The organism is Variibacter gotjawalensis (assembly GCF_002355335.1).
Classification (GTDB): Bacteria; Pseudomonadota; Alphaproteobacteria; order Rhizobiales; family Xanthobacteraceae; genus Variibacter; species Variibacter gotjawalensis.
Window position 1 is genome coordinate 4,463,103 of the sequence record NZ_AP014946.1, and the last position, 25,172, is coordinate 4,488,274.

At 58.9% G+C, this 25,172-nt stretch carries 26 protein-coding genes, 1 tRNA gene and 1 riboswitch; of the genes, 10 read left to right on the forward strand and 17 right to left on the reverse strand.

Translation table 11 applies throughout. The features are described 5' to 3' along the window. Positions 1 to 238 precede the first annotated feature (238 nt). Positions 239 to 1,660, forward strand: a complete 1,422-nt coding sequence (locus GJW30_RS21850) for a carbohydrate porin (RefSeq protein ID WP_245408595.1) — start codon at positions 239 to 241, stop codon at positions 1,658 to 1,660. A 195-nt stretch (positions 1,661 to 1,855) separates the two neighbouring features. On the opposite strand, the gene GJW30_RS21855 is transcribed toward GJW30_RS21850, so the two are convergent. The 3 genes from GJW30_RS21855 to GJW30_RS21865 form a co-directional block, all read right to left on the reverse strand. Next, positions 1,856 to 2,977: a ribonucleotide-diphosphate reductase subunit beta gene (locus tag GJW30_RS21855; protein WP_096358464.1), complete on the reverse strand. Its 1,122-nt coding sequence runs from the start codon at positions 2,975 to 2,977 to the stop codon at positions 1,856 to 1,858. A 214-nt stretch (positions 2,978 to 3,191) separates the two neighbouring features. Next, the gene (locus GJW30_RS21860; protein ID WP_096358465.1) at positions 3,192 to 6,074 is read right to left on the reverse strand and encodes a ribonucleoside-diphosphate reductase subunit alpha; all 2,883 of its coding nucleotides are present in this window, start codon (positions 6,072 to 6,074) and stop codon (positions 3,192 to 3,194) included. 111 nt (positions 6,075 to 6,185) lie between these two features. After that, positions 6,186 to 6,407, reverse strand: a riboswitch (cobalamin riboswitch). Between the two features lie 61 nt (positions 6,408 to 6,468). Beyond that, positions 6,469 to 6,882 (reverse strand): YqaA family protein, encoded by a 414-nt coding sequence (locus tag GJW30_RS21865; protein WP_430727086.1) that lies wholly within the window; start codon positions 6,880 to 6,882, stop codon positions 6,469 to 6,471. A gap of 171 nt (positions 6,883 to 7,053) precedes the next feature. Between GJW30_RS21865 and GJW30_RS21870 the strand changes: the two genes are divergently transcribed. Beyond that, positions 7,054 to 7,563, forward strand: a complete 510-nt coding sequence (locus GJW30_RS21870; RefSeq protein ID WP_096358467.1) for a GNAT family N-acetyltransferase — start codon at positions 7,054 to 7,056, stop codon at positions 7,561 to 7,563. Position 7,564: 1 nt separating this feature from the next. On the opposite strand, the gene GJW30_RS21875 is transcribed toward GJW30_RS21870, so the two are convergent. From GJW30_RS21875 to GJW30_RS21885, 3 genes are all read right to left on the reverse strand, one after another. Continuing rightward, the gene (locus GJW30_RS21875; protein WP_096358468.1) at positions 7,565 to 8,155 is read right to left on the reverse strand and encodes a hypothetical protein; all 591 of its coding nucleotides are present in this window, start codon (positions 8,153 to 8,155) and stop codon (positions 7,565 to 7,567) included. A 65-nt stretch (positions 8,156 to 8,220) separates the two neighbouring features. Next, complete coding sequence (gene folD, locus GJW30_RS21880; protein WP_096358469.1) at positions 8,221 to 9,105, reverse strand: bifunctional methylenetetrahydrofolate dehydrogenase/methenyltetrahydrofolate cyclohydrolase FolD; 885 nt, start codon at positions 9,103 to 9,105, stop codon at positions 8,221 to 8,223. A 3-nt stretch (positions 9,106 to 9,108) separates the two neighbouring features. Beyond that, a complete protein-coding gene (locus tag GJW30_RS21885; protein WP_096358470.1) occupies positions 9,109 to 9,399 on the reverse strand; it encodes a YggT family protein in 291 nt (96 codons plus the stop codon). 235 nt (positions 9,400 to 9,634) lie between these two features. On the opposite strand from GJW30_RS21885, the gene GJW30_RS21890 reads away from it, so the two are divergent. The 3 genes from GJW30_RS21890 (at position 9,635) to GJW30_RS21900 (ending at position 11,794) form a co-directional block, all read left to right on the forward strand. Continuing rightward, positions 9,635 to 9,710, forward strand: a tRNA-Ala gene (locus tag GJW30_RS21890). A 307-nt stretch (positions 9,711 to 10,017) separates the two neighbouring features. Further along, positions 10,018 to 10,239, forward strand: coding sequence for a DUF2256 domain-containing protein (locus GJW30_RS21895; RefSeq protein ID WP_208408022.1), 222 nt, complete (start codon positions 10,018 to 10,020; stop codon positions 10,237 to 10,239). Beyond that, a complete protein-coding gene (locus tag GJW30_RS21900) occupies positions 10,211 to 11,794 on the forward strand; it encodes a cryptochrome/photolyase family protein (RefSeq protein WP_096358471.1) in 1,584 nt (527 codons plus the stop codon). The genes GJW30_RS21895 and GJW30_RS21900 overlap by 29 nt, the downstream gene beginning before the upstream one ends. A gap of 157 nt (positions 11,795 to 11,951) precedes the next feature. Here GJW30_RS21900 and GJW30_RS21905 read toward each other — a convergent pair whose 3' ends face one another. The 9 genes from GJW30_RS21905 to GJW30_RS21945 all read right to left on the reverse strand — a co-directional run bounded on the left by GJW30_RS21905 (position 11,952) and on the right by GJW30_RS21945 (position 19,065). Beyond that, entirely contained in the window at positions 11,952 to 12,569 is a 618-nt protein-coding gene (locus GJW30_RS21905; protein ID WP_096358472.1) for a glutathione S-transferase family protein, read from the reverse strand. 33 nt (positions 12,570 to 12,602) lie between these two features. Continuing rightward, positions 12,603 to 13,568, reverse strand: a complete 966-nt coding sequence (locus GJW30_RS21910; protein WP_096358473.1) for a Bug family tripartite tricarboxylate transporter substrate binding protein — start codon at positions 13,566 to 13,568, stop codon at positions 12,603 to 12,605. Positions 13,569 to 13,736: 168 nt separating this feature from the next. Beyond that, complete coding sequence (locus GJW30_RS21915; protein ID WP_096358474.1) at positions 13,737 to 14,723, reverse strand: tripartite tricarboxylate transporter substrate-binding protein; 987 nt, start codon at positions 14,721 to 14,723, stop codon at positions 13,737 to 13,739. Positions 14,724 to 14,747: 24 nt separating this feature from the next. Continuing rightward, positions 14,748 to 15,116 (reverse strand): hypothetical protein, encoded by a 369-nt coding sequence (locus tag GJW30_RS21920; RefSeq protein ID WP_096358475.1) that lies wholly within the window; start codon positions 15,114 to 15,116, stop codon positions 14,748 to 14,750. Next, positions 15,113 to 15,574: a hypothetical protein gene (locus GJW30_RS21925; RefSeq protein WP_096358476.1), complete on the reverse strand. Its 462-nt coding sequence runs from the start codon at positions 15,572 to 15,574 to the stop codon at positions 15,113 to 15,115. The genes GJW30_RS21920 and GJW30_RS21925 overlap by 4 nt, the downstream gene beginning before the upstream one ends. Beyond that, positions 15,571 to 16,632 (reverse strand): Ldh family oxidoreductase, encoded by a 1,062-nt coding sequence (locus GJW30_RS21930; protein ID WP_096358477.1) that lies wholly within the window; start codon positions 16,630 to 16,632, stop codon positions 15,571 to 15,573. Before GJW30_RS21930 ends, GJW30_RS21925 begins: the two co-directional genes overlap by 4 nt. Beyond that, positions 16,613 to 17,590, reverse strand: a complete 978-nt coding sequence (locus GJW30_RS21935; protein ID WP_096358478.1) for a Bug family tripartite tricarboxylate transporter substrate binding protein — start codon at positions 17,588 to 17,590, stop codon at positions 16,613 to 16,615. Before GJW30_RS21935 ends, GJW30_RS21930 begins: the two co-directional genes overlap by 20 nt. A gap of 42 nt (positions 17,591 to 17,632) precedes the next feature. Further along, complete coding sequence (locus GJW30_RS21940; protein WP_197703749.1) at positions 17,633 to 18,787, reverse strand: UxaA family hydrolase; 1,155 nt, start codon at positions 18,785 to 18,787, stop codon at positions 17,633 to 17,635. Then, positions 18,787 to 19,065, reverse strand: a complete 279-nt coding sequence (locus tag GJW30_RS21945; RefSeq protein ID WP_197703750.1) for a UxaA family hydrolase — start codon at positions 19,063 to 19,065, stop codon at positions 18,787 to 18,789. The genes GJW30_RS21940 and GJW30_RS21945 overlap by 1 nt, the downstream gene beginning before the upstream one ends. A gap of 240 nt (positions 19,066 to 19,305) precedes the next feature. Here GJW30_RS21945 and GJW30_RS21950 point away from each other — a divergent pair, with 240 nt between their 5' ends. The 4 genes from GJW30_RS21950 to GJW30_RS21965 all read left to right on the forward strand — a co-directional run bounded on the left by GJW30_RS21950 (position 19,306) and on the right by GJW30_RS21965 (position 22,717). Beyond that, positions 19,306 to 19,998 carry a GntR family transcriptional regulator gene (locus GJW30_RS21950; RefSeq protein WP_096358481.1) on the forward strand — a complete coding sequence of 231 codons (693 nt, stop codon included), beginning with the start codon at positions 19,306 to 19,308 and terminating at the stop codon, positions 19,996 to 19,998. A 547-nt stretch (positions 19,999 to 20,545) separates the two neighbouring features. Then, on the forward strand, positions 20,546 to 21,328 hold the full coding sequence (locus tag GJW30_RS21955) for a hypothetical protein (RefSeq protein WP_157746820.1): 783 nt from the start codon (positions 20,546 to 20,548) through the stop codon (positions 21,326 to 21,328). Between the two features lie 27 nt (positions 21,329 to 21,355). Further along, positions 21,356 to 21,601: a tripartite tricarboxylate transporter substrate-binding protein gene (locus tag GJW30_RS23250; RefSeq protein WP_096358483.1), complete on the forward strand. Its 246-nt coding sequence runs from the start codon at positions 21,356 to 21,358 to the stop codon at positions 21,599 to 21,601. Between the two features lie 216 nt (positions 21,602 to 21,817). Further along, the gene (locus GJW30_RS21965; protein ID WP_096359003.1) at positions 21,818 to 22,717 is read left to right on the forward strand and encodes an amidohydrolase family protein; all 900 of its coding nucleotides are present in this window, start codon (positions 21,818 to 21,820) and stop codon (positions 22,715 to 22,717) included. A gap of 7 nt (positions 22,718 to 22,724) precedes the next feature. On the opposite strand, the gene GJW30_RS21970 is transcribed toward GJW30_RS21965, so the two are convergent. Both GJW30_RS21970 and GJW30_RS21975 read right to left on the reverse strand, forming a co-directional pair. Continuing rightward, a complete protein-coding gene (locus GJW30_RS21970) occupies positions 22,725 to 23,654 on the reverse strand; it encodes a TAXI family TRAP transporter solute-binding subunit (RefSeq protein WP_096358484.1) in 930 nt (309 codons plus the stop codon). Between the two features lie 12 nt (positions 23,655 to 23,666). Then, entirely contained in the window at positions 23,667 to 24,089 is a 423-nt protein-coding gene (locus GJW30_RS21975; protein WP_096358485.1) for a carboxymuconolactone decarboxylase family protein, read from the reverse strand. A 122-nt stretch (positions 24,090 to 24,211) separates the two neighbouring features. On the opposite strand from GJW30_RS21975, the gene GJW30_RS21980 reads away from it, so the two are divergent. Next, the gene (locus GJW30_RS21980) at positions 24,212 to 25,171 is read left to right on the forward strand and encodes a Bug family tripartite tricarboxylate transporter substrate binding protein (protein WP_096358486.1); all 960 of its coding nucleotides are present in this window, start codon (positions 24,212 to 24,214) and stop codon (positions 25,169 to 25,171) included. Position 25,172: the final 1 nt, after the last annotated feature.

Consider the following 25,172-nt stretch of genomic DNA (forward strand, 5'->3'; position numbering starts at 1 on the left):
ATGGCCCGCCGTTATGGCCGGGCCCGGTTTAGTTGGAACATTGCTCGGCGTTAGCTCTCGCCCCGCCCAAACGCCTCACCACCGTCATGGCCCGGACAAGCCGGGCCATGACGGAGTTTGGCGGATCGGGTTTGCCCGCAACTGCCGAGTAGCCATTCTGCAACTGCGAATGAGTTGCAATTAGTATCAGGCTATGCGCACTCTGTTGCGAATAACTCGCAACAAGGCGGCGCGTGACGTGAGTACGAGGCTTGAGACATCCACCAAGGGAAGCTTCTGGCTCAATCTTGCGAATGATTTGCACTTGCATTCGCAGAAAGCGCTTGGGGCCGCGGTGCTTGCCCTGGCGCTTGCCTCACCCGCCGCTCGCGCCGAAGAAGCCCCGACCGGCATCCCGCCTGTCTCGATCGCCACGAGCCTTCCGGCCAACGGCGACCCTTTGAACATCCGCGCGTGGCTCGCCGCGCACGGCATTACCTACGGTTCGACCTACACGAACGAAATTCTCGGCAACGTCTCGGGCGGTTTACGCCAAGGCGGCCTCTATGCCGGCAAGCTCGAAGCATCCGTCGGCCTCGACTTCGAAAAGATCGCGGGCTGGAGCGGCCTGACCTTCTTCGGCAACGCCTTCCAGATCCACAACACGTCGGGTTTGCGCGACAAGCACTTCTTCAGCTTCATCACGATCAGCAACATCGAGGCTGCGCCGTCGACCCGGCTCTCCGAACTTTGGTTCGAGCAGAAATTCTTCGCCGACCGCGCGAGCTTTCGTTTCGGCCAACTCGCCGCAGACGCCGAATTCTTCTTCAACGACTCCTCGAAGATGTTCATCAGCAGCGATTGGCCGACGATCCTTGGCGCCAACCTGCCGAGCGGCGGCCCCGCCTACCCGCTCGCGACGCCGGGCGTCCGTTTCAAATACGAACACAACGCCAATTGGACCGGACTCGTCGCGCTCTACAATGGTGACCCCGGCAGCCAATTCGGCGCCAACCGCCACGGCATCAACTTTCGCGTCAACGATCCTCCGTTGCTGATGACCGAAATTCAGCACCGGCTGAACCAGGAGAAAGACGCAACCGGCCCTGCGACGACACTCAAGCTCGGCGGCTGGCATCACTTCGGCCAATTCAAGCACATGCACTTCGACGATGCGGGCGTCTCGCTCGCGAGCCCGGTCAGCAACGGCCGCGCGCGTTTGTTCGACGGCACGAGCGGCATCTACGGCATCTTCGATCAACAGATCTATCGCCCGGCCGGCGGCGATGCGACGAGCGGCATCAGCGTGTTCAGCCGCATCGCCGCGACATCCTCGGATCGCAACATCGTCGATCTCTTTGTCGATGGCGGCATCGTCTTCGCGGGCTTCGTTGCCAATCGTCCCGATGACCGGTTCGGCGCGTCGTTCATTTATGCACGCATGTCGGATCACGCGCGGCAGTTGGACTACGACAGGCTCGCCGGAGCGATCGGCCCCGTGCGGGATTACGAACTCACCGTCGAACTTACCTATCTCGCACAGATCAAACCGGGCTGGACCGTGCAGCCGCTCGTGCAATATGTCGCGCACCCGGGTGGCCATGTGCCGGATCCGAACGATCCGACACGGGCAGTACGCAACGGCGTGCTGTTCGGCATGCGCTCGACGGTTATTTACTAAGAACAACCGTCAGCATTCTAAGTTTCTGCGCAAAGCACAGACCTTTCCGTCGTCATGGCCCGCTTCATGCGGGCCATCCACGTCTTGCTTTTAAATGCAGAAAAAAGTCGTGGATGGCCCGGACAAGCCGGGCCATGACGGAGCAAGGAGACGGAGCAAGGAGACGGAGCAAGGAAATGGCGCCGAGCCTAGTCGTCAATCCCACGCCAGCGCGCCGCCGTTCTGATACTCGATCACACGCGTCTCGAAGAAGTTCTTCTCCTTCTTGAGATCCATCGCTTCCGACATCCACGGGAACGGATTGTCGGTCTCCGGGAACACCGCCGACAAACCGATCTGCGCCGCGCGACGGTTAGCGATGAAGTGCATGTATTGCTCGCACAGCGCCGCATTGAGCCCAAGGAACCCGCGCGGCATCGTATCGCGCCCGTAAGCGGCTTCGAGTTCGGCAGCTTCCCGGATCATCGTGCGTATCTCGTTCTGAAACGCGGCCGTCCACAGATGCGGATTCTCGATCTTGATCTGGTTGATCACGTCGATGCCGAAATTCAGATGAATCGATTCATCGCGCAGGATGTACTGATACTGCTCCGCGATGCCGACCATCTTATTGCGCCGGCCGAGCGAGAGTATTTGTGCAAAGCCGGTATAGAACCACATGCCCTCGAAAATCACATAGAACGCGACGAGATCGCGCAGGAACGCCTGATCAGCGGCCGGCGTGCCGGTCTTGAAATCGGGATCGTCGAGATGTTGCGTGTGCTTGAGCGCCCATGCGGCTTTGTCGGTGATCGACGGCACCTCGCGATACATGTTGAACAGCTCGCCCTCGTCGAGGCCGAGACTTTCGACGATGTATTGGAACGTGTGCGTATGCACGGCCTCTTCGAACGCCTGCCGCAGCAGATACTGCCGGCATTCCGGATTGGTGAGGTGTCGATAGATCGCAAGCACGATGTTGTTCGCGACAAGACTCTCGGACGCAGCGAAGAAACCGAGGTTGCGCTTGATCGAGCGTCGCTCGTCGTCGGTCAGACCATCGCGCGACTTCCACAGCGCGATGTCGGCCTGCATCGATACTTCGGTCGGCATCCAGTGATTGTTGCAGCCCGCGAGATACTTCTCCCACGCCCATTTGTATTTCAGCGGCAACAGTTGATTGACGTCGGCGCGGCAGTTGATCATGCGCTTGTCGTCGATCGAGACGCGCGCCCCCGCGCGGTCGATCGTGCCGAGTCCGGTGGCATCGCCCGCCGGCATATCGGGCGGCGGCACGATCACGGCGGCTTCTGTTTTGGTGTCGGACCAGTCGAGCATTTGAGATTCCTAGAAGAGAGAATTTGCGTTGAGCGCCATCCCGCACTCTGCGGTCATCCCGGCCGAGCGAAGCTCGCGCAGCGAGCTGCTCGCGAGAGCCGGGACCCACGTATCCCTGCGATCGCTGGGGCTACATGGTTCCCGGATAGCCTTGCTTGCTACGCAAGCAGCGGCTTCCGGGATGACAGCTGTGGTTTGCGGCGCCGTTGTTGACTTATTGGCAGGCTTCACAAGTGGGGTCGTTGATCGAGCACGCATTCGGCGCTTCGACACCGTTCTGCAGCGGTGCGTCGGAGAGCGCCGGCGCCGCGACCGCAACAGCGGACACGCCATTCAGCTTGCCGTCCGTTTTCTTCACGGTCGATTTCTCGACATGCGTCGCCGCGAGCGCGCGCAGGTAGTACGTCGTCTTCAACCCAAGCCGCCACGCCTGCCGATAGGCTTCGTCGAGCTTCCGGCCGGACGGTTGCGCGATGTAGAGATTGAGCGACTGTCCTTGATCGATCCACTTCTGCCGCCGTGCCGCAGCACGAATGAGCCAGCTCGTCTCGATCTCAAACGACGTCGCATACAGCGCCTTCACGTCCGCCGGAATCCGATCGATGGCGGCGAGCTTGCCGTCGTAGTATTTGAGATCCGAAACCATGACCTCGTCCCACAGCCCGCGCTCTTTGAGATCGCGCACCAGCGACGCATTCACCACGGTAAAATCGCCCGACATATTCGCCTTGACGTAGAGCTGGCTGTAGCTCGGCTCGATCGACTGCGAGACGCCGACGATGTTGGAGATCGTCGCCGTCGGCGCGATCGCCATGCAGTTCGAATTGCGCATGCCGGTCGTGACAACACGCCGGCGCAGCTTCTCCCAATCCATCGTCATTGCGGTGTCGAGCTCGACATCGCCGTCGCGCGCTTCGCTCAAGATCGCGAGCGAGTCGATCGGCAGAATGCCGCGCGACCAGAGCGAACCGTCGAAGCTCGGATAGCGACCGCGCTCTGCCGCAAGATCGACCGAAGCCGAGATCGCGTAATAGCTCACCGCCTCCATCGATGTATCGGCGAATGTCACGGCCTCCTCGGAAACCGTAGGCAAGCGCAACTTTTCCAGCGCATCCTGGAAACCCATGATGCCGAGCCCCACGGGCCGATGCCGCAAGTTGGAACGCCGCGCTTCCGGGATTGTGTAAAAGTTGATGTCGACGACATTGTCGAGCATCCGCATCGCGGTCTTCACGGTGCGTGCGAGCCGTGCCTGATCGAGGCCGTCGCGCGTCACATGTGCCGCGAGGTTGACGGAGCCGAGATTGCATACGGCGACTTCGTCCGCCGACGTGTTGAGCGTGATCTCGGTGCAGAGGTTCGACGAATGCACGACGCCGGCATGCTGCTGCGGCGAGCGCAGATTGCATGCATCCTTGAAGGTGATCCACGGATGCCCGGTCTCGAACAGCATCGTCAGCATCTTGCGCCAGAGATCGACCGCAGCAACGCGGCGGAACACCTTCATCTCGCCGCGGTCCGCCTTGGCCTCGTAAGCTTCGTAAGCGGTGCGGAAGTCCTTGCCGTAGAGGTCATGCAGCTCCGGCGTTTCGTCCGGCGAGAACAGCGTCCACTGCCCTCTCGCCTCGACGCGCTGCATGAACAGATCCGGAATCCAGTTCGCGGTGTTCATGTCGTGCGTGCGGCGGCGGTCGTCGCCGGTGTTCTTGCGCAGATCGAGGAACTCCTCGATGTCGATGTGCCACGTCTCGAGATAGGCGCACACCGCGCCCTTGCGCTTGCCGCCCTGATTGACAGCAATCGCCGTGTCATTGGCGACCTTGAGGAACGGAACGATGCCTTGGCTCTCGCCGTTCGTGCCTTTGATGTGAGCGCCGAGACCGCGCACGGCCGTCCAGTCGTTGCCGAGGCCACCGGAATATTTCGCCAGCAGCGCATTGTCCTTGATGGATTTGAAGATGCTGTCGAGATCGTCCGGCACCGTCGTCAAGAAGCACGACGAGAGTTGCGGCCGCTGCGTGCCCGAATTGAACAGCGTCGGCGTCGACGCCATGAAGTCGAACGACGAGATGAGATCGTAAAACTCGATCGCGCGCGCCTCGCGGTCGATCTCGCGCAGCGCAAGTCCCATCGAGACGCGCATGAAAAACGCCTGCGGCAACTCGAAGCGATGGCCGCGCACATGCAGGAAGTAGCGATCGTACAGCGTTTGGAAGCCGAGATAGTCGAACTGAAGATCGCGCTCGGGCTTCAGTGCGGCCGCGAGCCGTGGAAGATCGAAACGCGCGAGTTCCGGATCGAGCAAGTCGCTCGCGATGCCGGTCTTCACATAGCCGAGGAAATAATCCGGATAGCGCGCCGCCATTTCGGCTTGCGTCGCCTGCTCGGGCGTGCCCGACACGAAACTTAAAGCTTCGCGGCGCAACTTATCGAGCAGCAAACGCGCGCTCACCTTCGCGTAGTTCGGTTCGGTCTCGATCAGCGTGCGCGCCGCGAGGATCGGCGCCTGCGCGAGTTCGTCGAGCGTGATGCCGTCGTAGAGATTGCGGTGCGCTTCGGTCAGCACGGCTTCGATCGAAACGCCGTCGAGCCCCGCGCAGGCTTCCGCCACGATCGCGGAAAGCCGAGCGCTGTCGAGCGGCACCTTGCGGCCGTCGTCCAACGTCATCGCCATCGTCGGCGCAGACACGACGGGTTGCGTGGCCGCGGCTGCGCGCTCCGCCGCACGCTTCTCGCGATAAAGAACGTAAGCGCGCGCGACCTTGTGATGCTCGCTGCGCATCAGCGCGAGCTCGACCTGATCCTGCACGTCTTCGATATGGAACGTGCGGCCCACGTCCGAGCGGCGAGTCAGATTCGCGACGACCTGCGCGGTCAGTTCGGCGACGCTGTCGTGGATACGCCGCGATGCGGCGGCCGCCGAACCTTCGACCGCGAGAAACGCCTTGGTCAGTGCGACCGCGATCTTGCCAGCGTCAAAGGACGTTACGGCGCCGTTGCGGCGGATGAGTTGATAGCCGGGCGCCGCCGCTTTTTCGGCGCTCGTCGAAACTTGAAACGGCACGGCCGCTTCGTTGACTTCAGTGATGAGAGACATTTTGGCCCCAACAGTTTTTTGGGGGCAAAGGCCTGAGGGGACGCGCGTCCCGAACCCGAGCGGTAGACGCCGCACGAAATCGCAACCGCACCACCGGGACACCCCGCCCGTGGACGAACACTGTCGCGGCAGGTCTCCTGGCTCGCGGGTCATCGCGGCTGTCCAGTCTTCCCAAAGCCAAAGGCCTCAGTGACGCGAGCTTTCGCTCTAACGGACAGTCTCGCTCGCCGCTTACAGTTGCGGGGGCAGCGCCGGCCTGGGTGCGAACACCGCACCGGCTTCCCTCTTAGCTCTCGATCTTGCGATCAAGAGACCATCGACAACTACATATAGGGGCGAAGGGTTGATTCGTGTCAACGCAAACGTGCACCGGACCCAAAACTTCACCCGCAATTCACAGCGCCATCTGCGTGAAGCCGAGCGCGAAGAGAATGTACCGGGCGGCTTTGCCGATCGTGACGAGAATCAGGAACGGCCAGAACCTCACGCGTAGCGCGCCGGCGATCACCGTGAGCGGATCGCCGATGATCGGCACCCATGAAAACAGCAACGACCACAAACCGTAGCGATTGAACATCGCTTCGGCGCGCGCGTATTGCGCCGCACTCAACGGAAACCATTTGCGGTCGCGAAAGTGGACGATGCCGCGTCCGATCAACCAGTTGACGATCGCGCCCGCGACATTACCGACCGTCGCAACTGCAACAAGCGCCCACACTTCATTCGGTCGCGCCGAGATCGCAGCGGCGAGCACAAGCTCAGACGACAGCGGGAGAATCGTTGCCGATAAAAACGCGCTGAGCAGCAAGCCAGCGTAGATCGAGAAGACAGTCAGACGCGCCTCGCGGGTATTGGAATCGGGTGCTGTTTCATTCGGACACAGCGCCTCGTTGCTTTTACGTCACGGTGCACAGGATCGTTAACGAATTATTAGCTATACGCTTGCCCAGGCGTGCGTTGGTGAGATTGAATTCGATTCATGAGCACCGTCATCACCGAGGTCCGCCGCGCTAAAACTTGTGATGCTGCCGCCCTCGCCGAGATTCACGACGAGACGTGGCGCAACACATATCGCGGCATCATTCCTGGCAGCGAACTCGAGAAGCTGATCAGCCGCCGTGGCCCGGCGTGGTGGCAGAGCGCGGTGCGCAAGGGCAGCCGAATCTCTCTTTTGGTGTTCGGCGAACAGCTTGCCGGTTACGCGAATTACGGGCGCAACCGCGCGCGCAGCCTCTCGTATGAGGGCGAGATCTACGAACTCTACTTGCGTCCGGAATTTCAAGGGCTTGGCTTCGGCCGCCGCCTCTTCAGCGCCGCCCGCCGCGACCTGCAGGCGAGCGGAATGAAGAACTGCGTCGTCTGGGCTCTGTCCGACAACGACAACGCGATCGAGTTCTACCGCGCCCTCGGCGGCCGCGCGATTGCCCGCTCGTCTGAGACATTCGGCGATAAGTCCTTGGACAAGATGGCGTTCGGCTGGAACGGCTGAGTTAGACTTCGCCGTCCGGCAGCGGCACGTTGCCCTTCTTGCCGACGACCACCCGCTTATCCACGCCGCACTTGAAATCGCGAGCCTTTTCGTCCGCGAGCTTACGCGCGAGTTCGTTCGCGTCCGGGTTAGCCACCGCATCCACATAGCCGACATGGCAGACGCCATCCGGCCCGACCTTCGTCACGACGAGAATGCGCCCGGTTGCCGTGATCGGCCCGGTCGCGTTTTCCTGATCCTTCTCGGAGATCGCATTCCAACGCAGGATCGTCGCAAATGGCTTGGTCTTGCCGGCCGCCGTCTTCTCGACGCGCCACTCGACCGTGCCCTCGTAAGCGTTGTTGAAGCCCGGCAGTGACTGCGAGCGTGCCCGGTCATGTTTGCCGGTCTTGCCATAGCTGATCTGCATGCGCTGATCGCCGACCGTGACGCGCACGGCGTTGCCGTCGTGGCCGGCACATACCCAACCGCTTTTCTGCTTCTTGCAGGTCTTGGTGTCGAATTTCGTATAGACGCTTTCGACCGCTTGGCCGATCGCGAAGCTTGATGCGGCCGTCAAAGCCAGAAGGCCGAGAGCGAGGGTACGCAGCATTGCAGTATCTCCTTCGTCCGGCCCGACGGCCTTGTGGAAATCCTCTGTGGCTTTTACGCGGCCGGCTAAACCATCGGCTCAGGCAGTCCCGCCCGCGCCCGCGCCGCGATCAGCGTATTGAGCAGAAGGCACGCGATCGTCATCGGGCCGACACCACCGGGCACCGGCGTGATCGCGCCTGCGACTTTCTCGGCTTCCGCATAAGCGACGTCGCCGATAAGGCGCGACTTGCCGTCTGGCAGAGCAAGCCGGTTGATTCCGACGTCAACGACCGTCGCACCAGGCTTCACCCAATCGCCGCGCACCATCTCGGGCCGTCCGACTGCGGCGAACAGCAGGTCGGCGCGGCGGCAAACGTCCGCGAGGTCTTTCGTCTTCGAATGCGCAATCGTCACCGTCGCATCTTCGGCGAGCAGGAGCTGCGCCAGCGGCTTGCCGACGATGGCCGAACGGCCGACCACGACCGCGTCGAGACCCGCCAGCGTGCCGCGCACACCCTTCGCCAGAATCACGCAGCCACGCGGCGTGCATGGCACCAGTTTCGCGGTCCCGGCCGACAGCCGACCGGCATTCACCGGGTGCAATCCGTCGACATCCTTGCCAGGATCGATCGCGTTGATCACGCGGTCGGCGCTGATGTGCTTCGGCAGCGGAAGCTGCACCAAAATGCCATTCACCTGCGGATCAGCGTTCAATCGCGCAATGATAGCCAGCAGATCGTCCTCGCTGACATCGCCCGGCAAACGGTGATCGAACGATCGCATGCCGGCCGCCGCCGTGCGCTTGATCTTGCTGCGGACGTAAACCGTCGAAGCCGGATCGTCGCCGACCAGCACGACCGCCAGCCCCGGCTGCACGCCGTGGTCACGAATAAGGCGCGCGACGTCGTCCGTCACGCGCCCGATAAGAGCTTCGGCCGCAGCCTTTCCGTCAATTCGCTGTGCAGTCATTCTCTAAAAGACGTTCGGGTAGATGTAGTAGATGATGAGCCGCTCGAGCAGAATGATGAGCAGGATCAACACCACCGGCGAGAGGTCGAGCCCACTCATGTTCGGCAGGCGGCGGCGGATCGGCGCCAGCAGCGGCTCGGTGATGCGGTAGAGGAACTCGCCGATCGTGGCGACGAACTGGTTGCGCACATTGACGACATTGAACGCGATCAGCCATGACAAAACGGCCGACGCGATCAGCAGATAAATGTACAGCTGCAAGACGATAAGGACGATATCCAGAATGGCCTTCATGGGGTCCTTCGGATGGCAAATGGCGGCGCGGATGCGCCGCCGGAAAGGTGCGCGGAGGTTTAGCGGCACCGGCCGCCCGGGACAAGTCGATAAGCCGGTATCGCGCTGATCAGAACGCCGTGAAAGCCGCAAATCCGGGCCTCGCCGCCGGCCCTTGCCAACTTGACAGGCCGCGGACCCCCGCCATAAATGCCCGCGTTTCCTGGCAGGCCCCGTCCTTGCGGCGGCGGCGGACGGGGCTGTAGCTCAGATGGGAGAGCGCCGCAATCGCACTGCGGAGGTCAGGGGTTCGAATCCCCTCAGCTCCACCAGGGCTTCTCGTATCAAAAAATATTTCCCTTGTGATCAGCTTAGATAGGCCGCGTCTAAGGCTTGCTTACCAACAACAAGGTGTCTCTCAGACTATCCTCGATTGCACCCCAGGGCCGTTGATCCTGTGAAGTCTCCGTCAAGCCAGTGGCGATTTCAAAACAAACCTGCTCGTTCATGCTGAGATTTGTTTGATACACGCAGAGACTGGTTCGTCTGGAGAACACTAAGCATGACTCCGCTGCTTTGATCGCCGAGCTGCCCGCTTGGGCAATCGCTTGAATCCGATTGAGAACATCTAATCCTGACATGTTCTTGATCGACAGCACAGTAAGAGGCAGCGTGCCAAAAACGAGACTGAAATCCAATTTTCCGCAGAAGGTGTGCTTGATCTGCGAACGTCCTTTCGTGTGGCGAAAAAAGTGGAAACGTGTCTGGCAGACAATTGAGACCTGCTCAGAAAGATGTCGCGGGGAAGCTCGTCGACGCCGAAGGAGCTCGCGTGCGATCGTTAGTGTTTATCCTCGGTGATCAGCTCAGTCGAGATATTTCGTCGCTAGACGGTTTTGACGCTCGACATGACGTCGTGTTGATGGTCGAGGTGGCGGACGAAACGACCTACGTCAAACATCACAAGCAGAAGATTGCGTTGATTTTGTCCGCGATGCGGCATTTTGCCGAGGAGCTGACAAGATCCGGGATTGCCGTAGAGTATGTGCGTCTGAACGACCCAAACAACACTGGATCGTTCAGCGGCGAGTTAGCACGCGCAACGTCGCGTTTTAAGCCTCATCAGATCATCGTCACGGAGCCCGGTGAATGGCGGGTCCGACGCATGATGGATGACTGGTCCGTAGATTTTGATGTTCCAGTAGAAATCCGCGACGACGATCGTTTCATGTGTTCGCGCGCTGAGTTTAGGCGCTGGGCGGGCGACCGCAAAAACTATCGCATGGAATTTTTCTACCGAGAGATGCGTCGTCAGTCGGGTCTTTTAATGGATGACGCGACGCCATGCGGGGACCGCTGGAATTACGATTCCGAGAACCGGAAACGTCTGCCTTCTTCAGAACGACTGCCTAAGCGTTCAACGGTTGAGCCGGATGCTATAACTACGGATGTGTTGAAGCTGGTTGCTGAATGTTTTGGCGACCACTTCGGCGATCTTGAAACGTTTGGTTGGGCAGTGACGCGGGAAGACGCTCTTTGCGCTCTTGACCAATTCGTCGCAGATTACTTGCCAAAATTCGGCAGCTACCAAGACGCGATGGCTCGTGATGAGCCGTTCGTTTTTCACGCCGTGCTTTCTCCTTACCTAAACATTGGCCTTCTTAAGCCTAAAGAAGTCTGCTTGGCAGCCGAACGAGCATTCCGCGCAGGACACATTCCATTAAACGCTGCGGAGGGCTTCATCCGGCAAGTTCTTGGGTGGCGCGAGTTTGTCCGCGGAGTCTATTGGCTTGAGATGCCGGGTTACGCCGAAACCAACGCGCTGTCTGCTACGAGACCGCTTCCGTGGTTCTACTGGTCCGGCGATACGGACATGAGTTGTTTGTCCATCACGATCGCTGACACGCGAAGGAATGCTTACGCCCATCACATTCAACGATTGATGGTGACGGGAAATTTCGCCCTTCTAACTGGCATAAGACCCTCCGAGATCGAAGAATGGTATCTCATCGTTTATGCAGACGCGTTCGATTGGGTTGAACTGCCAAACACGCATGGGATGGTGATGTTTGCCGACGGTGGCATGCTGGCATCGAAGCCATATGCGGCATCTGGCGCTTACATCGACCGGATGTCTGATTACTGTCGTGGATGCCGCTACAATCCAAAAATAAAGTTGGGCGAAGGCGCGTGTCCGTTCAACCTGCTCTACTGGCGCTTTATCGCGATGAATCGAGCCGTTCTACAGCACAATCCGCGTATGCGCATCGTGTATAAAAATCTCGATCAAATGTCCGGCCAAAGATTGCAGCAACTTTTTCGTGAAGCCGACGAATTTCTGAATCAGTTAGACCAGCCAACGCCGCAGCGAGAACAACAAGATCTCTTCAGCTACAATCGCCAACAAATCGAGTAAAATCCGCACTTCGACGTCAGAATGCTTGTCCGCTTTGCGCCCCAAGCCGGACGTTCGCTCAAACGCTACCGTCGTCCAGAAGCGGACTTTTCGCCGTTGTCGATCTGATGACCGCTATGCGCCCCGAAGCAGACGCGCCGGCTGCAAGCGATTGATGTCACGCTTTCAACAAGGTCATCCCCGCCCGAACTCCAGGTCGCCTTTCTAGGCGTTCGGCCCAGGTTTTGATGTGATGGAAGTTGCCCGAGCGCTCGACCAACTGTTTGCGCAGCAAATAGTTAGGGTAGAGCATGATATCCGCAAATGAGAACTCGCCGGCGATGAAGTCGCGATCTGTCAATTGCTGATCGACATAGCTGAAGTAGCGAATAAAGCGCTGTTCGAAAATTTCAATCGTAGACTGCACCTTCTCTGGCGCAACAACCGCGACCTGCTGCAGCCCGGCGCTCGCACCACCAATATCGGTAGCCGCATGCATAAACCATTGCATTGCTGCGTTGTAGGTTGTCGTATCGGCAGGAATATAGCGGCCAGCTTTACGGCATGCGTGTAAAACGATCGCACCTGATTGCGCGAGGATGCGCCCTCCTTCTGGCGCGTCATGATCGACTATCGTAGGGACCTGCCCGGTTGGATTGATTGCCAGATACTCAGGCGACTTGTTCGCTTTTCTGCTGAGGTCCACTGGGAACACTTTGTGCGGCAACCCGCATTCGGCCATAGCAAGTGTCGCTCGAAGACCATTCGTCGTCCCCCATGCGTAAACGTCAATCATCCTGTTGCCGTCCCGGAATTTGCGCTGGCTTTGTCATTCTACTTTGATGCCGGCTTCTTTGATTAGCTTTGCCCATGCTTCTGCTTGTCCCAAAAGCCAGTTCTTGTACTCAGCGGACGTATTTGCGCGTGGCTCGACTTTCAGTTGCTCAGCGCGAGCCGCCAGCTCCTTGCTAGTCATGATTTGATTTACGACAGCGTTGATCTTGTTAACGACCTCGTCTGGCGTGCCGGCGGGTGCAAACACACCCTGTGAAATGAATGACGAGAATCCTGGGAAGCCTGTTTCCGAAATTGTCGGCACGTCTGGCGCAAGCGACGAACGCTCAGACGAAGCGATTGCGATAGCTTTGACCTTACCGGCTTTTAAAAATTCTGAAACGCTTGGAAGGCCGCTAAACACCATATCGACATGGCCGCTAATAGTATCGCTGATCGCTGGACCACTGCCCTTGTAGGGAACGTGTGTAAGCTTAATGCCCGCGTCAGCCTGGAATTTCTCTGCCGTTAGATGCGGGCTACTACCATGCCCAGCAGACGCGATCGTCAGCTTGCCCGGCTCCTTTTTGGCCGCTTCGAGCACATCGCGAAGGGAATTGAAGCGAGAGTTAGCCGGCACGACGAGCACGTTGGCAAAGCGAGCTACATCCACAACAGGGATCAAATCTTTCGCCGCATATGGCAAGTTCGGGTAGAGCGAAGGACTGACCGTATAGGCTGAAGCATCCGACACGAGCAGAGTTCGTCCGTCGGGAGCCGATTTTGCAACGTGATCTGCTCCGATTGCGCCACCAGCGCCGGGGCGATTATCCACAATGACGGTTTGGTTGAGCGCTTCTGCAAGACCGGGCGCGATCACGCGTGCAAATAGATCGGACCCGCCGCCGGGATTGAATGGCACAACCAACCGCACGAGCGGCTTCGAGCTTTGGGCTGACAATACTAACGGTGCTGCAGTCACCAGCGCGGCAAGGCTGAGCGTCAGAAAGCTCTTTTTCATGACCTTATCTCCGAAGTTGACAACGGCGTGTTGGGGTCAGTCGGTGATCTTAGAATGACGAGGCACTAACTCGCCCTGCCCTAAGCCCACCTTTCTTTCTTTGCGCTACTAATTCGAAGCGGCAGACCTCGATGAGTATGGCCCGCTGAGCAAGTTACGCCAACGTTCCTAATTTCCGACCGAGACGCCGCTTTTTTCAATTATTCGCCGCCATGTCGCAAGTTCAGCTTCGAAACGCGCGCGGTGAGCTGCGGGCGTCCACTCGCTTTCAGGAAAGAATTGCGTGCCAAATGCATCGAATCGCTCGCGGACAAGCTTGTCTTTAAGTGCAATCTGCAGCGCGCTGTTGAGCTTCTCGATGACCGGCGCCGGCGTCGACGGGGGCGCGTAGAGTGCGTGCCAAAGAGTGAATTCGACTTGCGGTAAACCGATTTCTTTCACAGTCGGCAAACTCGGCACTACGGCAAGTCGCTGCGCCGACGTGACGGCGACACCCTTGACGGTGCCGGCCTCCAATTGTGGGACCGCGTTGGTGGATTGATCGAACAATAGATCGGTCTGGCCACCAACGAGATCGTTCATCGCGGGGCCCGTGCCCTGATAAGCGATCTGCGTCATCTTCACGCCGAGTGTTTCCTGCAAGAGTAGGATGCAGAGGTGCGAATTCGAGCCAATCCCGCCATGCGCGATGGTAGTCTTCGCACCATCCGCTTTCAATTTGGCGATGAGTTCGGCAGGCGTTGCTGCCGGATAGTTCTTTCTCGTTGCAAGAACCATTGGTCCCGAGTTGATTAACCCGATCGGTACGAGTTCGGTCGTGACGTAGCCGAGGTTCTTGTAGAGCGACGCGCCCGCGACCAGCGCGATGTGATGAATCAATATTGTATGCCCGTCGGGCTGCGATTTTGAGAGACGTAAGGCCGCTGCCGTGCCGCCGGCACCAACGACCGTCTGGACGATGACGGGCTGTCCGAGCGTTTGCGTCATAGATTGTGCAAGCAGGCGCGCGATCGCATCGCTTGGGCCGCCGGCCGCAAATGGAACGATGATCGTGATCGGCCGGGACGGAAACGACTCGGGCTGCGCCGCCGCAAAGCCGACAACGGCAAAATACCCAGCGACCAAGATAGCGAGCGCAGATTTCAACCTTCGCATGTCTTCCTCCTCGTCGGCGCTGCTTTATGTCGTTGCTTGTTGTGCGAAGCGCCGTATTTCATTGAGTAAGCCGATGGCCTCGTCGGCTGCCTTTTCGGCGCCCGGCACATCGCCGCGGACATAGACCGGACGCAGGTCTTCGATCTTGGCCAACATCGTGATGAGAGCCTCGTCGGCCGCAGCGAGCCGGCGGAATTCGTTCACGGTCAGCATGTAGGAATGCAGAATATCCTGATCGTCCTTCGTCACGCCCATGGCGTGATAGGCGAGATTGACCCAGTGCGTCGCCGACAGCATGGCAGCCTCGATGCGCATCTCGGCGTCTTCGCTGCGCAGTTTCGCAAGCGACTTCTCGATTCTTTCCGCCTTCTCGCGGTGCTTGGCGATGTTCATGCCCGAGCTCCACCCAAGCGCGTTTCAAGCAACGCGGCGCAGCGGAGATAAGCTTTGTCGCAGGCGCTGACCGTCTGCCGATCAATCGCCATATCACCGCGCGTACACGGGTCGCGATAGTGTTCGATGATCTCCATGACGGTCATCATCTCCGCGATGTCCGGCGGTATCGTTCCAGGAACCGGCGGGCGCCCGACGTGAAGCACGTCGCCGAGGGCGCGTAGCTCGGAACGGAACGCGTTGCCGCTATCGCCAGTCGCCACGGAGTAGACACCCGGTTGCGAGGGAAATGCACTTTCCTCTTTCGTCAGCCCGGCGTGATGCAGCGCTGCATTCACTGCGTTCGTCCCGGCCGTCATCGTGCTCCAGAACCAAAGCTCGAAATCCTCCAGCGGATCGAGACGCGCGCGCAGACTATTGAGCCGGGCGATCTTGTCGCGATGCGATGTGATCATCATGGGAGGCGTCCTGGGAATGCGATGCCGGCTTTGTCGCCGAGCGCCCGAAGTTCATTTTCGATCGTTGGCGAGAAACTCAGTCCACGGGTGCGTGCCGCGCGCTCTCCGTCTTCACCGCGTTCGCCCGGAATCCGAGCGCTGTCGCCGGACTCGCGATAGAAATCCATCCAGTGCGACATGTAGCCGGCATACGCGTCGCCCTGGCCGATCAGTTTCGGATTGAGGAACAAGAAGAAGGCACTCTGCCGCGGCAGCGCTCCGGCGCTGGGAAATTCCATCACGGGTTTGATGTCGGGATGCGCCGGCAAGGCCGCCGCCAAGCATTCGATCATCATCGCAAGGGCCATGCCCTTGTAGCCGCCGGTCGGCAGCAGGAGCCCGTCGGCCGCAGCCCGCGAATCCGTCGTCGGCTCGCCATCCGGATCGAGTGCCCAACCATCCGGGATTGGCGCGCCGTTGCGGGCCGCAAGCAGGATGTGGCCGCGTGCCGCGACGCTGCACGCCATATCGATGACGAACGGTGTTGCTCCATCTGCCGCGGGGGCCGCAAACGCAAAAGGATTGTGTCCCAGCGCGCGGCGATGAAAGCCTTGCAGGCCGAGTAGCGGGGGCACGCGTTGGCCCAGAAAACAGATGAGCCCGCGCTCCGCCGCTTCGAGTGCGAAGATGCCGAGAGCGCCAAGATGGCCTGTCTCGCGAACACTCACCCAAAGGATGGCCTCCTGGCTCAGCGCTTCGCTCGCCGCATCGACGATGCGGCGCCCCAGCACTTGGCCCAGCGCACCGTCGGCGTCGACCATCCAAACCGATCCGCGCCGGTCGATTGCAATGTTCGGCTTCGCATTGAAATCGCCGGCCTCAAGCCGCTCAAGATACGACTTGAGACGAGCCATCCCATGCGTGCCGATCCCCCGCATATCGCTGCGGAGCAAGATCTCGGCCGTCGCAACCGCATCGCCACCGGGCACACCGGCGGACTGTAGGACCTGCGCGGCCCACGCCGTCAATGCGTCGGTACTGTAGCGATTTGCGCTTGCGTCAACGGGGGATGGTGACATTGGCTTCCTTGATCGCAGCCGTCAGACGCGCGATCTCACGGTCGTTCTCTTGCGCGAAAGTTTTGCCGTCCTCCCAGAGGACTTCGTTTCCGATCGACGTCATCTTTTCGACTATCGCGGGATCCTTCATCACGGCGTGCATCTCGCGCTGAAGTCGCGCGACGACCTCGGGCGGCGTGCCGGCCGGTGCGAAGAAGCCGTACCACGTCGGAAAGCCGTCGAGATCGACGCCGAGCGCTTCTTTCGCGGTCGGCAACTCCGGGAAAATGGCAGAGCGGCGCGGCGACACCACAACGAGACCGCGTGCTTTGCCGGACGCGACAACGGAAACCATTGCGGGAACGGCTGCGGCGCCCGCCGTCAACGTGTTGCTGAGCACATCGTTGACGATGAAGGTCGCCCCTCTGTAGGCGATATTCTGAATCTGCGAGCCCATCTGTTTGTTGATGAGCTCGATCTCCACTTGCGGCAGCGATCCGACGCCCGGAACGCCGATGCTTACTTTCTGCGCCGGATCCTTGGCGCCGAGAACGAGGTCCTTGAACGTCTTGTAGGGCGACTCCGTCGCAACGACGATTACGGTCGGCGCGAAAGCCACTTTAGCGATCGGGACGAAATCCTTGATCGGGTCGTAGTTCACCTTGCTGACGAAGGGCATGACGGTGATCGCCGGGTTGGCGGTCACCAGCAAGGTGTAGCCGTCGGGAGCGGCACCCGCGACGAGTGCCGCTCCTATGGCGCCGGTTGCACCCGGCTTGTTCTCAACGACGACCGAACGGCCGAACCGCTTCTGCAGTTCGGCCGCCATGATGCGGCCCGTGATGTCGACACCGCCCGCGGGCGGATAGTTCGACACGATGGTGATGCCGCGAGACGGATAGTCGGAACTCGCGGCCGGCAGGCAAAAACAGAAAACAAAGACGCCCAGCGCTAGGGCAAACGGCTTCCCCCCATGCATTCCATCCTCCCGGTTTCCTTTTTTCTGTTCTTATTTTTGTTCTTACATCGATAGACCGAACCGGCTGATGGCCGACTCTTGAACGCTGAGCACTTCGGAGGTCGTCAGTTCTCCGCTCGCGATGCTGATCATGTGTTCGAACAGGCGCGTGCCCGCCGAGTCGATCGTCTCGTCTTTTTCGAGCACCGCTGAAACGTCGAAATCGACATTGTCCGAGAAGGTATCGATCGTGTTGCGATTGCCGCTGACCTTGACGACGGTCATCACCGGATGTCCGATCGGATTGCCGACACCGGTCGAGAACAACGCGAGCTGGCAACCCGCAGCCGCGAGACCCGTTATCGACTCGACGGCAGGGGCGGGGCCGTTCATGAAATGAAGCCCCGGCTTGGTCGGGCCTTCGCCATAGCCGAGAACGTCGACGAGCGGCGATGTCCCGGATTTCGCCATCGCGCCAAGTGCCTTCTCTTCGATCGTCGTCAAACCGCCCCGGATATTGTCCGGCGTTGGATTTGAGCCACGAAGATCGACGCCTTGGCTGATGATCTGCTGCTCGACATCGTTGACCTCGTGCAGAAATTTCTCGCGTACCGCACTATCGATCGCGCGGTCCGCGAACAGATGCTCGGCGCCGAAGAATTCGGAAGTCTCGCTGATGATCGCACTACCGCCGGCCGCCACGACCTTGTCGGCGACAACACCGATGGACGGATTCGATGCAAGGCCAGAGGTCGTGTCTGAACCGCCGCATTCCAGACCTAAAAGAAGCTTCGACAGAGGGAACGAGCGCCTCGTTTGCTTTGAGGCTTGACGCGCGAAGTTGGCGGCGAGGCGCGTGCCGAGCGCGATCGCCTCGATCGTTCCGCCTGCAATCTGGATGTCTACGCTGCCGACGGGCTTGCCCGAAGCCTTGATGAGGTTCACGAGTTCGGTTGTCGTATGCGGCTCTAGTCCGACAACCACGACGGCCGCGATGTTCGGGTTCCGGCACAGACCGGCGGTCGCATTCAGCGTAATGGCGCGATCCCGCCCCAACTGGCCCCGGATGTAGGAGCCCGGAATGTAGACACTGCCTTTGATCGCAGCCGCGATTCCGCGCGTCACTGGATTACACGTATCCATCACGGACACGATCGCCACCAAATTGCGGATGCCGGCCGATCCGTCCGGGCGCTCATAGCCTTGGAAGGATTGCATCAGCGCGCTCCCTGCTTGTCGCCACGGCCGCGAAGCGCTTCCACGTTATGCACGTGCACATGATCGCCGGTGGCGATCGCATCGGTCGCCTGACCGATCACCTTGCCGTATTTGAGAATGGTTTCGCCCTTTGCGATCGGTCGCAACGCGAACTTGTGGCCAAACGCAACGTCGCGCACTAAGTCGACAAGCCCTTTAGCATTGCCAGCTAGCTGAACGGCCTCACCCTTCCGCGCCGAATCGACCAAGGTTGCGACATTGTCGTCGCCGTTGAGCACTATCGCTCGCGCCACGCTGCTCTCCCATATTAGTCCGCTAGAGGACTCGGTGTTGTAGGAGCGCCAAGCTGAGTGGCAACTTTCTCCTACTGACACTGCTCCAGGACAGTTTTTGACTTGTTATGGAAAGAGCGTGATCTGGATCAGTGCGGAAGTCAACAGTCCTATATAGGACTTGTCGCGACTTGCCGTGTGCGTTCTTCGGCTGCTACCTCGGTCAACGTAAGTCGACGAGGACCGATGACCAAAGTCTCCAACATTGCAGAAAGCCTGATTGGCAGCATCGAGGATGGTTCTTTACGAGAGGGCGAACAGCTGCCTTCTGAAGAGAAGCTTGCAGCACATTATCGAGTAAGTGTCGGTACGGTGCAGAAGGCACTTTCGCGTCTCGCAAGTAGCGGGCTCGTATCGCGCGAACATGGGCGAGGAACGTTTGTTGGGCGGCCATCGATCGGACCGGCCGAACTCCGCTTTCTCCGCTTTCGTGATCCAGATGGTTCAATTCTTCCGTCCTACGTACGAGTTCGCTCTATTCGCCGCATCGCGCGAAAAGGTCCTTGGTCAGAGTTTCTGGGAGGTCAGGCTTTCATCAAAATTGAGCGTCTGATTAACTTAGGCGGACGCCTCGATGTCTTCAGCGAGTTTTGGTTGCGAGAAGCAGATTTTGAAAGACTTGAGGACGTCAGTCGTCAGCATCTCGAGCAGAATCTGCGCATAATTCTCAGCAAGGAATTATCGCTGCCAACACTGCGGGCCGATCAATGGATCCGCTGCGATCAGCTTCCAGACAAAGCAGCGAAAGTGCTTGGCTGCAGAACCGGGCAAATTGGCATGACCCTCGTGCTGCGCGGATACACACTACGCAATCGAGAGCTCTACTATCAGACGATCTACTCTGGCCCATTCTCAGAGCAATACCTGGTGGTTCGGTAAGTCAAATAGGATCGCGCTTCGACTTGGGGCTGGGTCAGAAGCTACGCCGCTTTGCGCCCCATTTCGGACGTTTAGACTTCGAGCCGAAAGAACCAAAAGTTGCCGTTGGCAGCCAACGGTGGGTTTCTAAGCTCTAGTGGCTAGCGCGCTCGACAACTACACGAGTTCCGAGTGGAGCGCTCGATCCGACGCGCAATTCGTTGCGGTTCGCACTGCGCTGGTTAGGGCAAAGACTAGCTTCGTCTCCGCCAAGATCATTTTCCGTAATGATTGCAGCTACTTATAGCGGCGATCGTCGGGTATTTTGTAGCAGGATTTGCGGCGCCATGTGGAGCATACTCCTCACTCCGGGAGCGAAGCCGGCTGTGGAAAACCAGTCATGCTGATCAGCACCTGGGCGATGTGGCGCTATACCTTCAGCGAGTTAGGCCTCCTGTGAGCTGATAACCCCGTCATGAAGTCACGCCGCATCAAGTTAGGTCGACTTGTCGGTCACGAATTTCACAAAGCACAGCGAGCGGTCAGAGACTCAGTCTCAGGAATGGAGTTGCTCAAGCTGCTCATCGGCCAACGCGCTGCCGCGCAGAAGGCTTTTCTTCAAGGGTGTGCAACTGCGTTGGTCCTCTCGCTCTGGATCGCAAGTCAGAAAGCTGCCCCTGGACTTGAGATTTCAATCAGCACTTTGAAGCTCGTTGTTCCATCGGTCTACGTCCTCTTTGTTATAGCTGGCGCTTCTCTCGCAGCGGCTATCAATGGCGCAAATTATTTGATCGTCAGTTCTCTTTTCCCGCGACTGTCGCGCGCGAGATTTGGTGGAGCGGACCCTGCGATCCTGCTCGACGCAAGCAACGCATGGAGCGACTCGTTGCTTCCCCAATTCCGCTTCTACAAATCAGGTCGCTGGCAAAAATTTTGGGTGCTGGTAACGCTCGTCGTCGTGATGATGCCATTGATGACAATCGCCCTAATTGTCTACTCGACGGCGGTACCGGCGGCGTTCAAGTTGGCGTTCCAAACTGATCAGAGAATTTATCACCGAGTGATAGCGGTCGCCGCCTTGGTGATGTTTACGTATCCCGCCGTGCTGATCGTCCTGTATTCGAAGTCCTTCCGCTTCCATCGGAACGCGAGCTTTATCCGATGGCTGTTCTTGTTCAGGGTTTACCGGCGCAGTTTCGTGAGCCCTGCAACGGTCAACTCATGGGAAGCTAACGTCGCTCGATGGGTAGCTGAGCCGAAAGAACCAAACCAAGGATTCGGTCGGTTATCTTTTCGATCGAAGTCTGCCGACGCCAAGTTCGGAAAGGTCGAGCCTGATCCGCGATCTTGAGGGGCAGACGGCCGGCCGCACGAATTCGTGAGCGGTTACGAAGCGAGCGGGTGGAACGGGCTTTGTGCGCCGAAGGATACGCCGGCCGACATCGTTGAGAAGGTGAATAGTGCGGTCAACGCTAGTCTCTCCGATTTAAAACTGGCGGCGCGATTGTCAGACCTCGGAGCGATGGCGATAGCTGGATCGCCCGCGCAGTTCGGAGCTCTCATTGCGTCGGAAAGCGAAAAGTGGGCGAAAGTGATCCGAGTGGCGAACGTCAAAACCAGATGAGAAGCGATGCTCAAGGCCGCGGTCTCCCGGCGCGCGGCAAATGCCGTCTACAGACGCTGAGCCGCCGTCCGCTTTCGGCCCCATTGCCGCCGGACGCTTAAGCTCGTCCGCAACCAAACTCCGCACGCCGAAGCATCGCGTGTTCTTGACGCAAAACTAGCATCGTGCATGTTGCGGCTCTCTACGCCCCACTCCTCTGATCGCAGCTCCAACGTCATGCAAGATCGCTCGTCATCTCTGGCGCCAGTATGTCTTCCTCCAGATTTTCAACCAAAAACCCCGAAGCTTCGGTTGCCGGATTTGGTTTGCGACTGCCACGCGCACATTTGCGGACCCGGCTCAGTTTTTTCTTACAGCCCCGACAGGATCTACACGCCTCCAGACGCTTTACTGAGCGATTATCAGACGATGCTTCGCGTGCTGGGTGTGAAGCGCGCGGTGCTCGTGCAACCAAGCGTTTATGGTTCTGACAACACGGTCTTGTTGAATGCTCTCAAAGAGGCAGGAAGCGAATTTCGCGGAGTTGCTGTCGTCGACCCAGCAATAAGCGACAACGACCTTGAACGACTGTCAACAGCCGGTGTCAGGGGTGTCCGGATCAACATCGTGGATGTGAAGTCCGGCGGCGCGGCCTTTGATTTCCAAAGTCTGCGTTTGCTCGCCGAACGCATACGTCCGCTCGGCTGGCACATGGAATTTTTGCTCCACGTTGATACGTTTCCCGACTTTGCGATCACATTCGAAAACTTTCCCGTCGATATCGTTTTCGGACATCTTGGGTACACAGCGCCTGGCACAACTCCGGACAACGGAGGCTTTCAAGATTTACTGAAGCTGCTTCGGAATGGGCGAGCGTGGGTCAAGCTGACCGGGCCGTATCGAATTTCTCGAGAGCAATTGCCCTACGCCGACGTCGTCACCTTGGCGCACGCATTGGTTGATGCGAACCCTGACCGCATCGTGTGGGGGACCGACTGGCCGCACGTTATGGTTCGCGGAGCCATGCCGAATGATGGAGACCTTTGCGATCTCCTGTCAGCATGGGTCCCGGATGAGACGGCCCGCGAAAAGATTCTTTGCTTGAATCCAGCAACGCTCTACGGTTTCGTTGATTAGACGCTTGTCAGATGAGACCGATTTCTTCGAAATAGCGCAGCGCGCCAGGATGGATAAGATCGCGGCGCGGCGCAGCCGCAATAGTGTTCTGCGGTGTCGTTTCCGTCGCCTGATCGATCTCGCCGACTAACGCGTCGTGAGCGCGGTCGAGCGCACGAACGAAGTTGTAAGCTGAACCATCGCTCAATGAACGCCGAGCAAGTATCAAGCTCCACGAACCAACGGAGGCGATTGCTTCAGGCTGGCCGGGATAGCTTCCAGCTGACAACGTCAGCGGTTTTAGAAACGCGTGCTTGGCGAGTATGCGGTCGCACTCTAGCGTTGTGGGCGTGATGAAGCGTCCACCTTCCGGGCCTGAAAAAATCTTTACAAACCCGGGCCAGCCCGTTCCTCCACCCCAAAGCGCCGCGACGCGACCGTCTATGACCATGTCAGGGCCGTCGCCAGCTTTGTCCAGAAAGACAGCGTCGAAGTCGCGGTCCTGGACAAGGCCGAGCCCATCGAGAACATATCGATTGAGAATTACGAGTCCGGATCCTTTGGCGCCGAACGCAACACGTGACCCAACGAGATCCGTAACCGTTTGCACAGGCGAGTCCGCGCGAACCGCAAACATACCCGGCGTGGAATACATGGCCGCCACGATCCACAAGTAAGCGGGCAAGCGACCAATTCCGGCAAATGCCTCATAGGCAACTTCGCCCTGAACGAGCGCAAAATCGAGTTCGTTTTGCTCGAGCAGCGGTACGTTCTCGGTGCTGCCCTTTGTATTGCGGCAAGCGATATACACTGAGCTATCGCGTTGGTTGACCGCCCTCGCTAACGCCTCCCCGTAAAAGGGGAAGCCACCGCCGGGTGTTGCAGTTCCTAGTGACAGGTTGATCGTTTCGGAGCTCATCAATGCACTCGTAAGTTTGCGCGCCGCTAAGCATCGCATTCGCGGGAGAAGCTATTTCTTTTCTTCCGGTTGGATTGCATCGCTGCCGAAAATTTCCGCTACGATCTGATGCGGTTCGATAGCGGCGGGAATCCCGCAGTACATCGCAATCAGCAACAGCACGTTTTGTATCTGCGGCAGAGTACAGCCGTTCGCTTTGGCGCCCTTAGCGTGGACCCGGAATTCAGCGGTTCGGCCAGTCGCGGCCGTCATGGCAAGCATCACGAGGCTCCGGACGTCATTCGAAATGCCGTCCCGGCTCCATACGTCGCCGTAGACATACGCATTGATGATGTGTTGCAGCGGGGCACCGAAGTCGCCCGCTGCTTGCATCCTTTTTTGCACGTCTGCCTCGCCGAAGAATTTTTGGCGGAGCGATAACCCTCTAGCGCTCAGTTCCTCGACATCCATCGCGTATTCCTTTTGTCCGGTCATTTACAGCTGCAGGAGCGAATTGTAGCTCCCAGCGCTAACTTTTTCGCAGTCCACCGATTTGACGGCAAGATAATGATCCTATAGTTTGTCCGTACAAATAACAATACCCGGGAGGATTTCGGATGCTGGCTCGTTTGGCATTTGTCGCAACACTCATGTTAGGAGCTGCCGTTTCGGCTGTTCATGCAGCCGACGATTATCCGAAGAAAGCAATCCGCATTGTCGTTCCTTTCCCTGGCGGTGCAGGACCGGATCATGTTGCGCGTCTGCTCGGCCAATATTGGCAGGAAGTGCTCGGACAAACGGTAGTCGTCGAGAATCGCACCGGAGCTCTCGGGAGCATTGGTGCTGCAGAAGTCGCCCGTGCAGCGCCTGATGGATACACAGTCATCATCGGAACAAACACGACACATGCCAGCAACGTGTCGATGATGAAAAACTTGCCGTACGATCCGGTCAAAGATTTTTCGCCAATCATTCGAACGACGACAACCGCAATGGTGTTGCTCGTGCGCCCGAACTTTCCCGCCAGTAACCTCGCAGAATTCCTAGCGTACGGGCGCGCGCATCCCGGGCTCGCAGCCGGTTTCGGTTCTGGCGCCGCGCAAATTTCTGTCGCGCAGTTGCAAAGTCGCGGCAAGCTTTCTCTCATCGCAGCGACGTATCGTGGTGTCCCGCTTGCAATGACTGACGCTATGAGTGGGTCGATTGATCTGACATTTGGCGACTTTTCGGTCTCCCTACCCCAAATGCAAGCCGGCACGTTGAAAGGCCTCGGCGTTACCTCGCCTACTCGAAGCACGCTCTTTCCTGATCTGCCGGCATTGGCAGAGGCGATGCCCGGCTTTCAGGCCGAAATCTGGTATGGGATATTCGCGCCCGCAAACACACCGCAATCGATTGTCGAAAAGCTGTATCGTGTCAGCAACGACTTTCTCTCGATGCCTGCGACGCGCGACAAGCTTGCAGCCGTTGGCGTTGTCACGGCGCCTATGAAGCCTGACGAGTTCGGCGTGTTTGTCCGCAGCGAAATTGCGCGTTGGGCGGCCGATGCTAAGGCTGCGAATATCGAGGCGAAATAGC

What these genes read in the sequence shown, in the direction of transcription:
- GJW30_RS21855 (WP_096358464.1), bottom strand. Translation starts at nt 2,977, where the DNA reads ATGCTCGACTGGTCCGACACCAAAACAGAAGCCGCCGTGATCGTGCCG.
- GJW30_RS21860 (WP_096358465.1), bottom strand. Translation starts at nt 6,074, where the DNA reads ATGTCTCTCATCACTGAAGTCAACGAAGCGGCCGTGCCGTTTCAAGTT.
- GJW30_RS21870 (WP_096358467.1), top strand. Translation starts at nt 7,054, where the DNA reads ATGAGCACCGTCATCACCGAGGTCCGCCGCGCTAAAACTTGTGATGCT.
- GJW30_RS21875 (WP_096358468.1), bottom strand. Translation starts at nt 8,155, where the DNA reads ATGCTGCGTACCCTCGCTCTCGGCCTTCTGGCTTTGACGGCCGCATCA.
- folD (WP_096358469.1), bottom strand. Translation starts at nt 9,105, where the DNA reads ATGACTGCACAGCGAATTGACGGAAAGGCTGCGGCCGAAGCTCTTATC.
- GJW30_RS21885 (WP_096358470.1), bottom strand. Translation starts at nt 9,399, where the DNA reads ATGAAGGCCATTCTGGATATCGTCCTTATCGTCTTGCAGCTGTACATT.
- GJW30_RS21895 (WP_208408022.1), top strand. Translation starts at nt 10,018, where the DNA reads ATGTTCTTGATCGACAGCACAGTAAGAGGCAGCGTGCCAAAAACGAGA.
- GJW30_RS21905 (WP_096358472.1), bottom strand. Translation starts at nt 12,569, where the DNA reads ATGATTGACGTTTACGCATGGGGGACGACGAATGGTCTTCGAGCGACA.
- GJW30_RS21910 (WP_096358473.1), bottom strand. Translation starts at nt 13,568, where the DNA reads ATGAAAAAGAGCTTTCTGACGCTCAGCCTTGCCGCGCTGGTGACTGCA.
- GJW30_RS21915 (WP_096358474.1), bottom strand. Translation starts at nt 14,723, where the DNA reads ATGCGAAGGTTGAAATCTGCGCTCGCTATCTTGGTCGCTGGGTATTTT.
- GJW30_RS21920 (WP_096358475.1), bottom strand. Translation starts at nt 15,116, where the DNA reads ATGAACATCGCCAAGCACCGCGAGAAGGCGGAAAGAATCGAGAAGTCG.
- GJW30_RS21925 (WP_096358476.1), bottom strand. Translation starts at nt 15,574, where the DNA reads ATGATGATCACATCGCATCGCGACAAGATCGCCCGGCTCAATAGTCTG.
- GJW30_RS21930 (WP_096358477.1), bottom strand. Translation starts at nt 16,632, where the DNA reads ATGTCACCATCCCCCGTTGACGCAAGCGCAAATCGCTACAGTACCGAC.
- GJW30_RS21935 (WP_096358478.1), bottom strand. Translation starts at nt 17,590, where the DNA reads ATGCATGGGGGGAAGCCGTTTGCCCTAGCGCTGGGCGTCTTTGTTTTC.
- GJW30_RS21940 (WP_197703749.1), bottom strand. Translation starts at nt 18,787, where the DNA reads ATGCAATCCTTCCAAGGCTATGAGCGCCCGGACGGATCGGCCGGCATC.
- GJW30_RS21950 (WP_096358481.1), top strand. Translation starts at nt 19,306, where the DNA reads ATGACCAAAGTCTCCAACATTGCAGAAAGCCTGATTGGCAGCATCGAG.
- GJW30_RS21965 (WP_096359003.1), top strand. Translation starts at nt 21,818, where the DNA reads ATGCAAGATCGCTCGTCATCTCTGGCGCCAGTATGTCTTCCTCCAGAT.
- GJW30_RS21970 (WP_096358484.1), bottom strand. Translation starts at nt 23,654, where the DNA reads ATGCGATGCTTAGCGGCGCGCAAACTTACGAGTGCATTGATGAGCTCC.
- GJW30_RS21975 (WP_096358485.1), bottom strand. Translation starts at nt 24,089, where the DNA reads ATGACCGGACAAAAGGAATACGCGATGGATGTCGAGGAACTGAGCGCT.
- GJW30_RS21980 (WP_096358486.1), top strand. Translation starts at nt 24,212, where the DNA reads ATGCTGGCTCGTTTGGCATTTGTCGCAACACTCATGTTAGGAGCTGCC.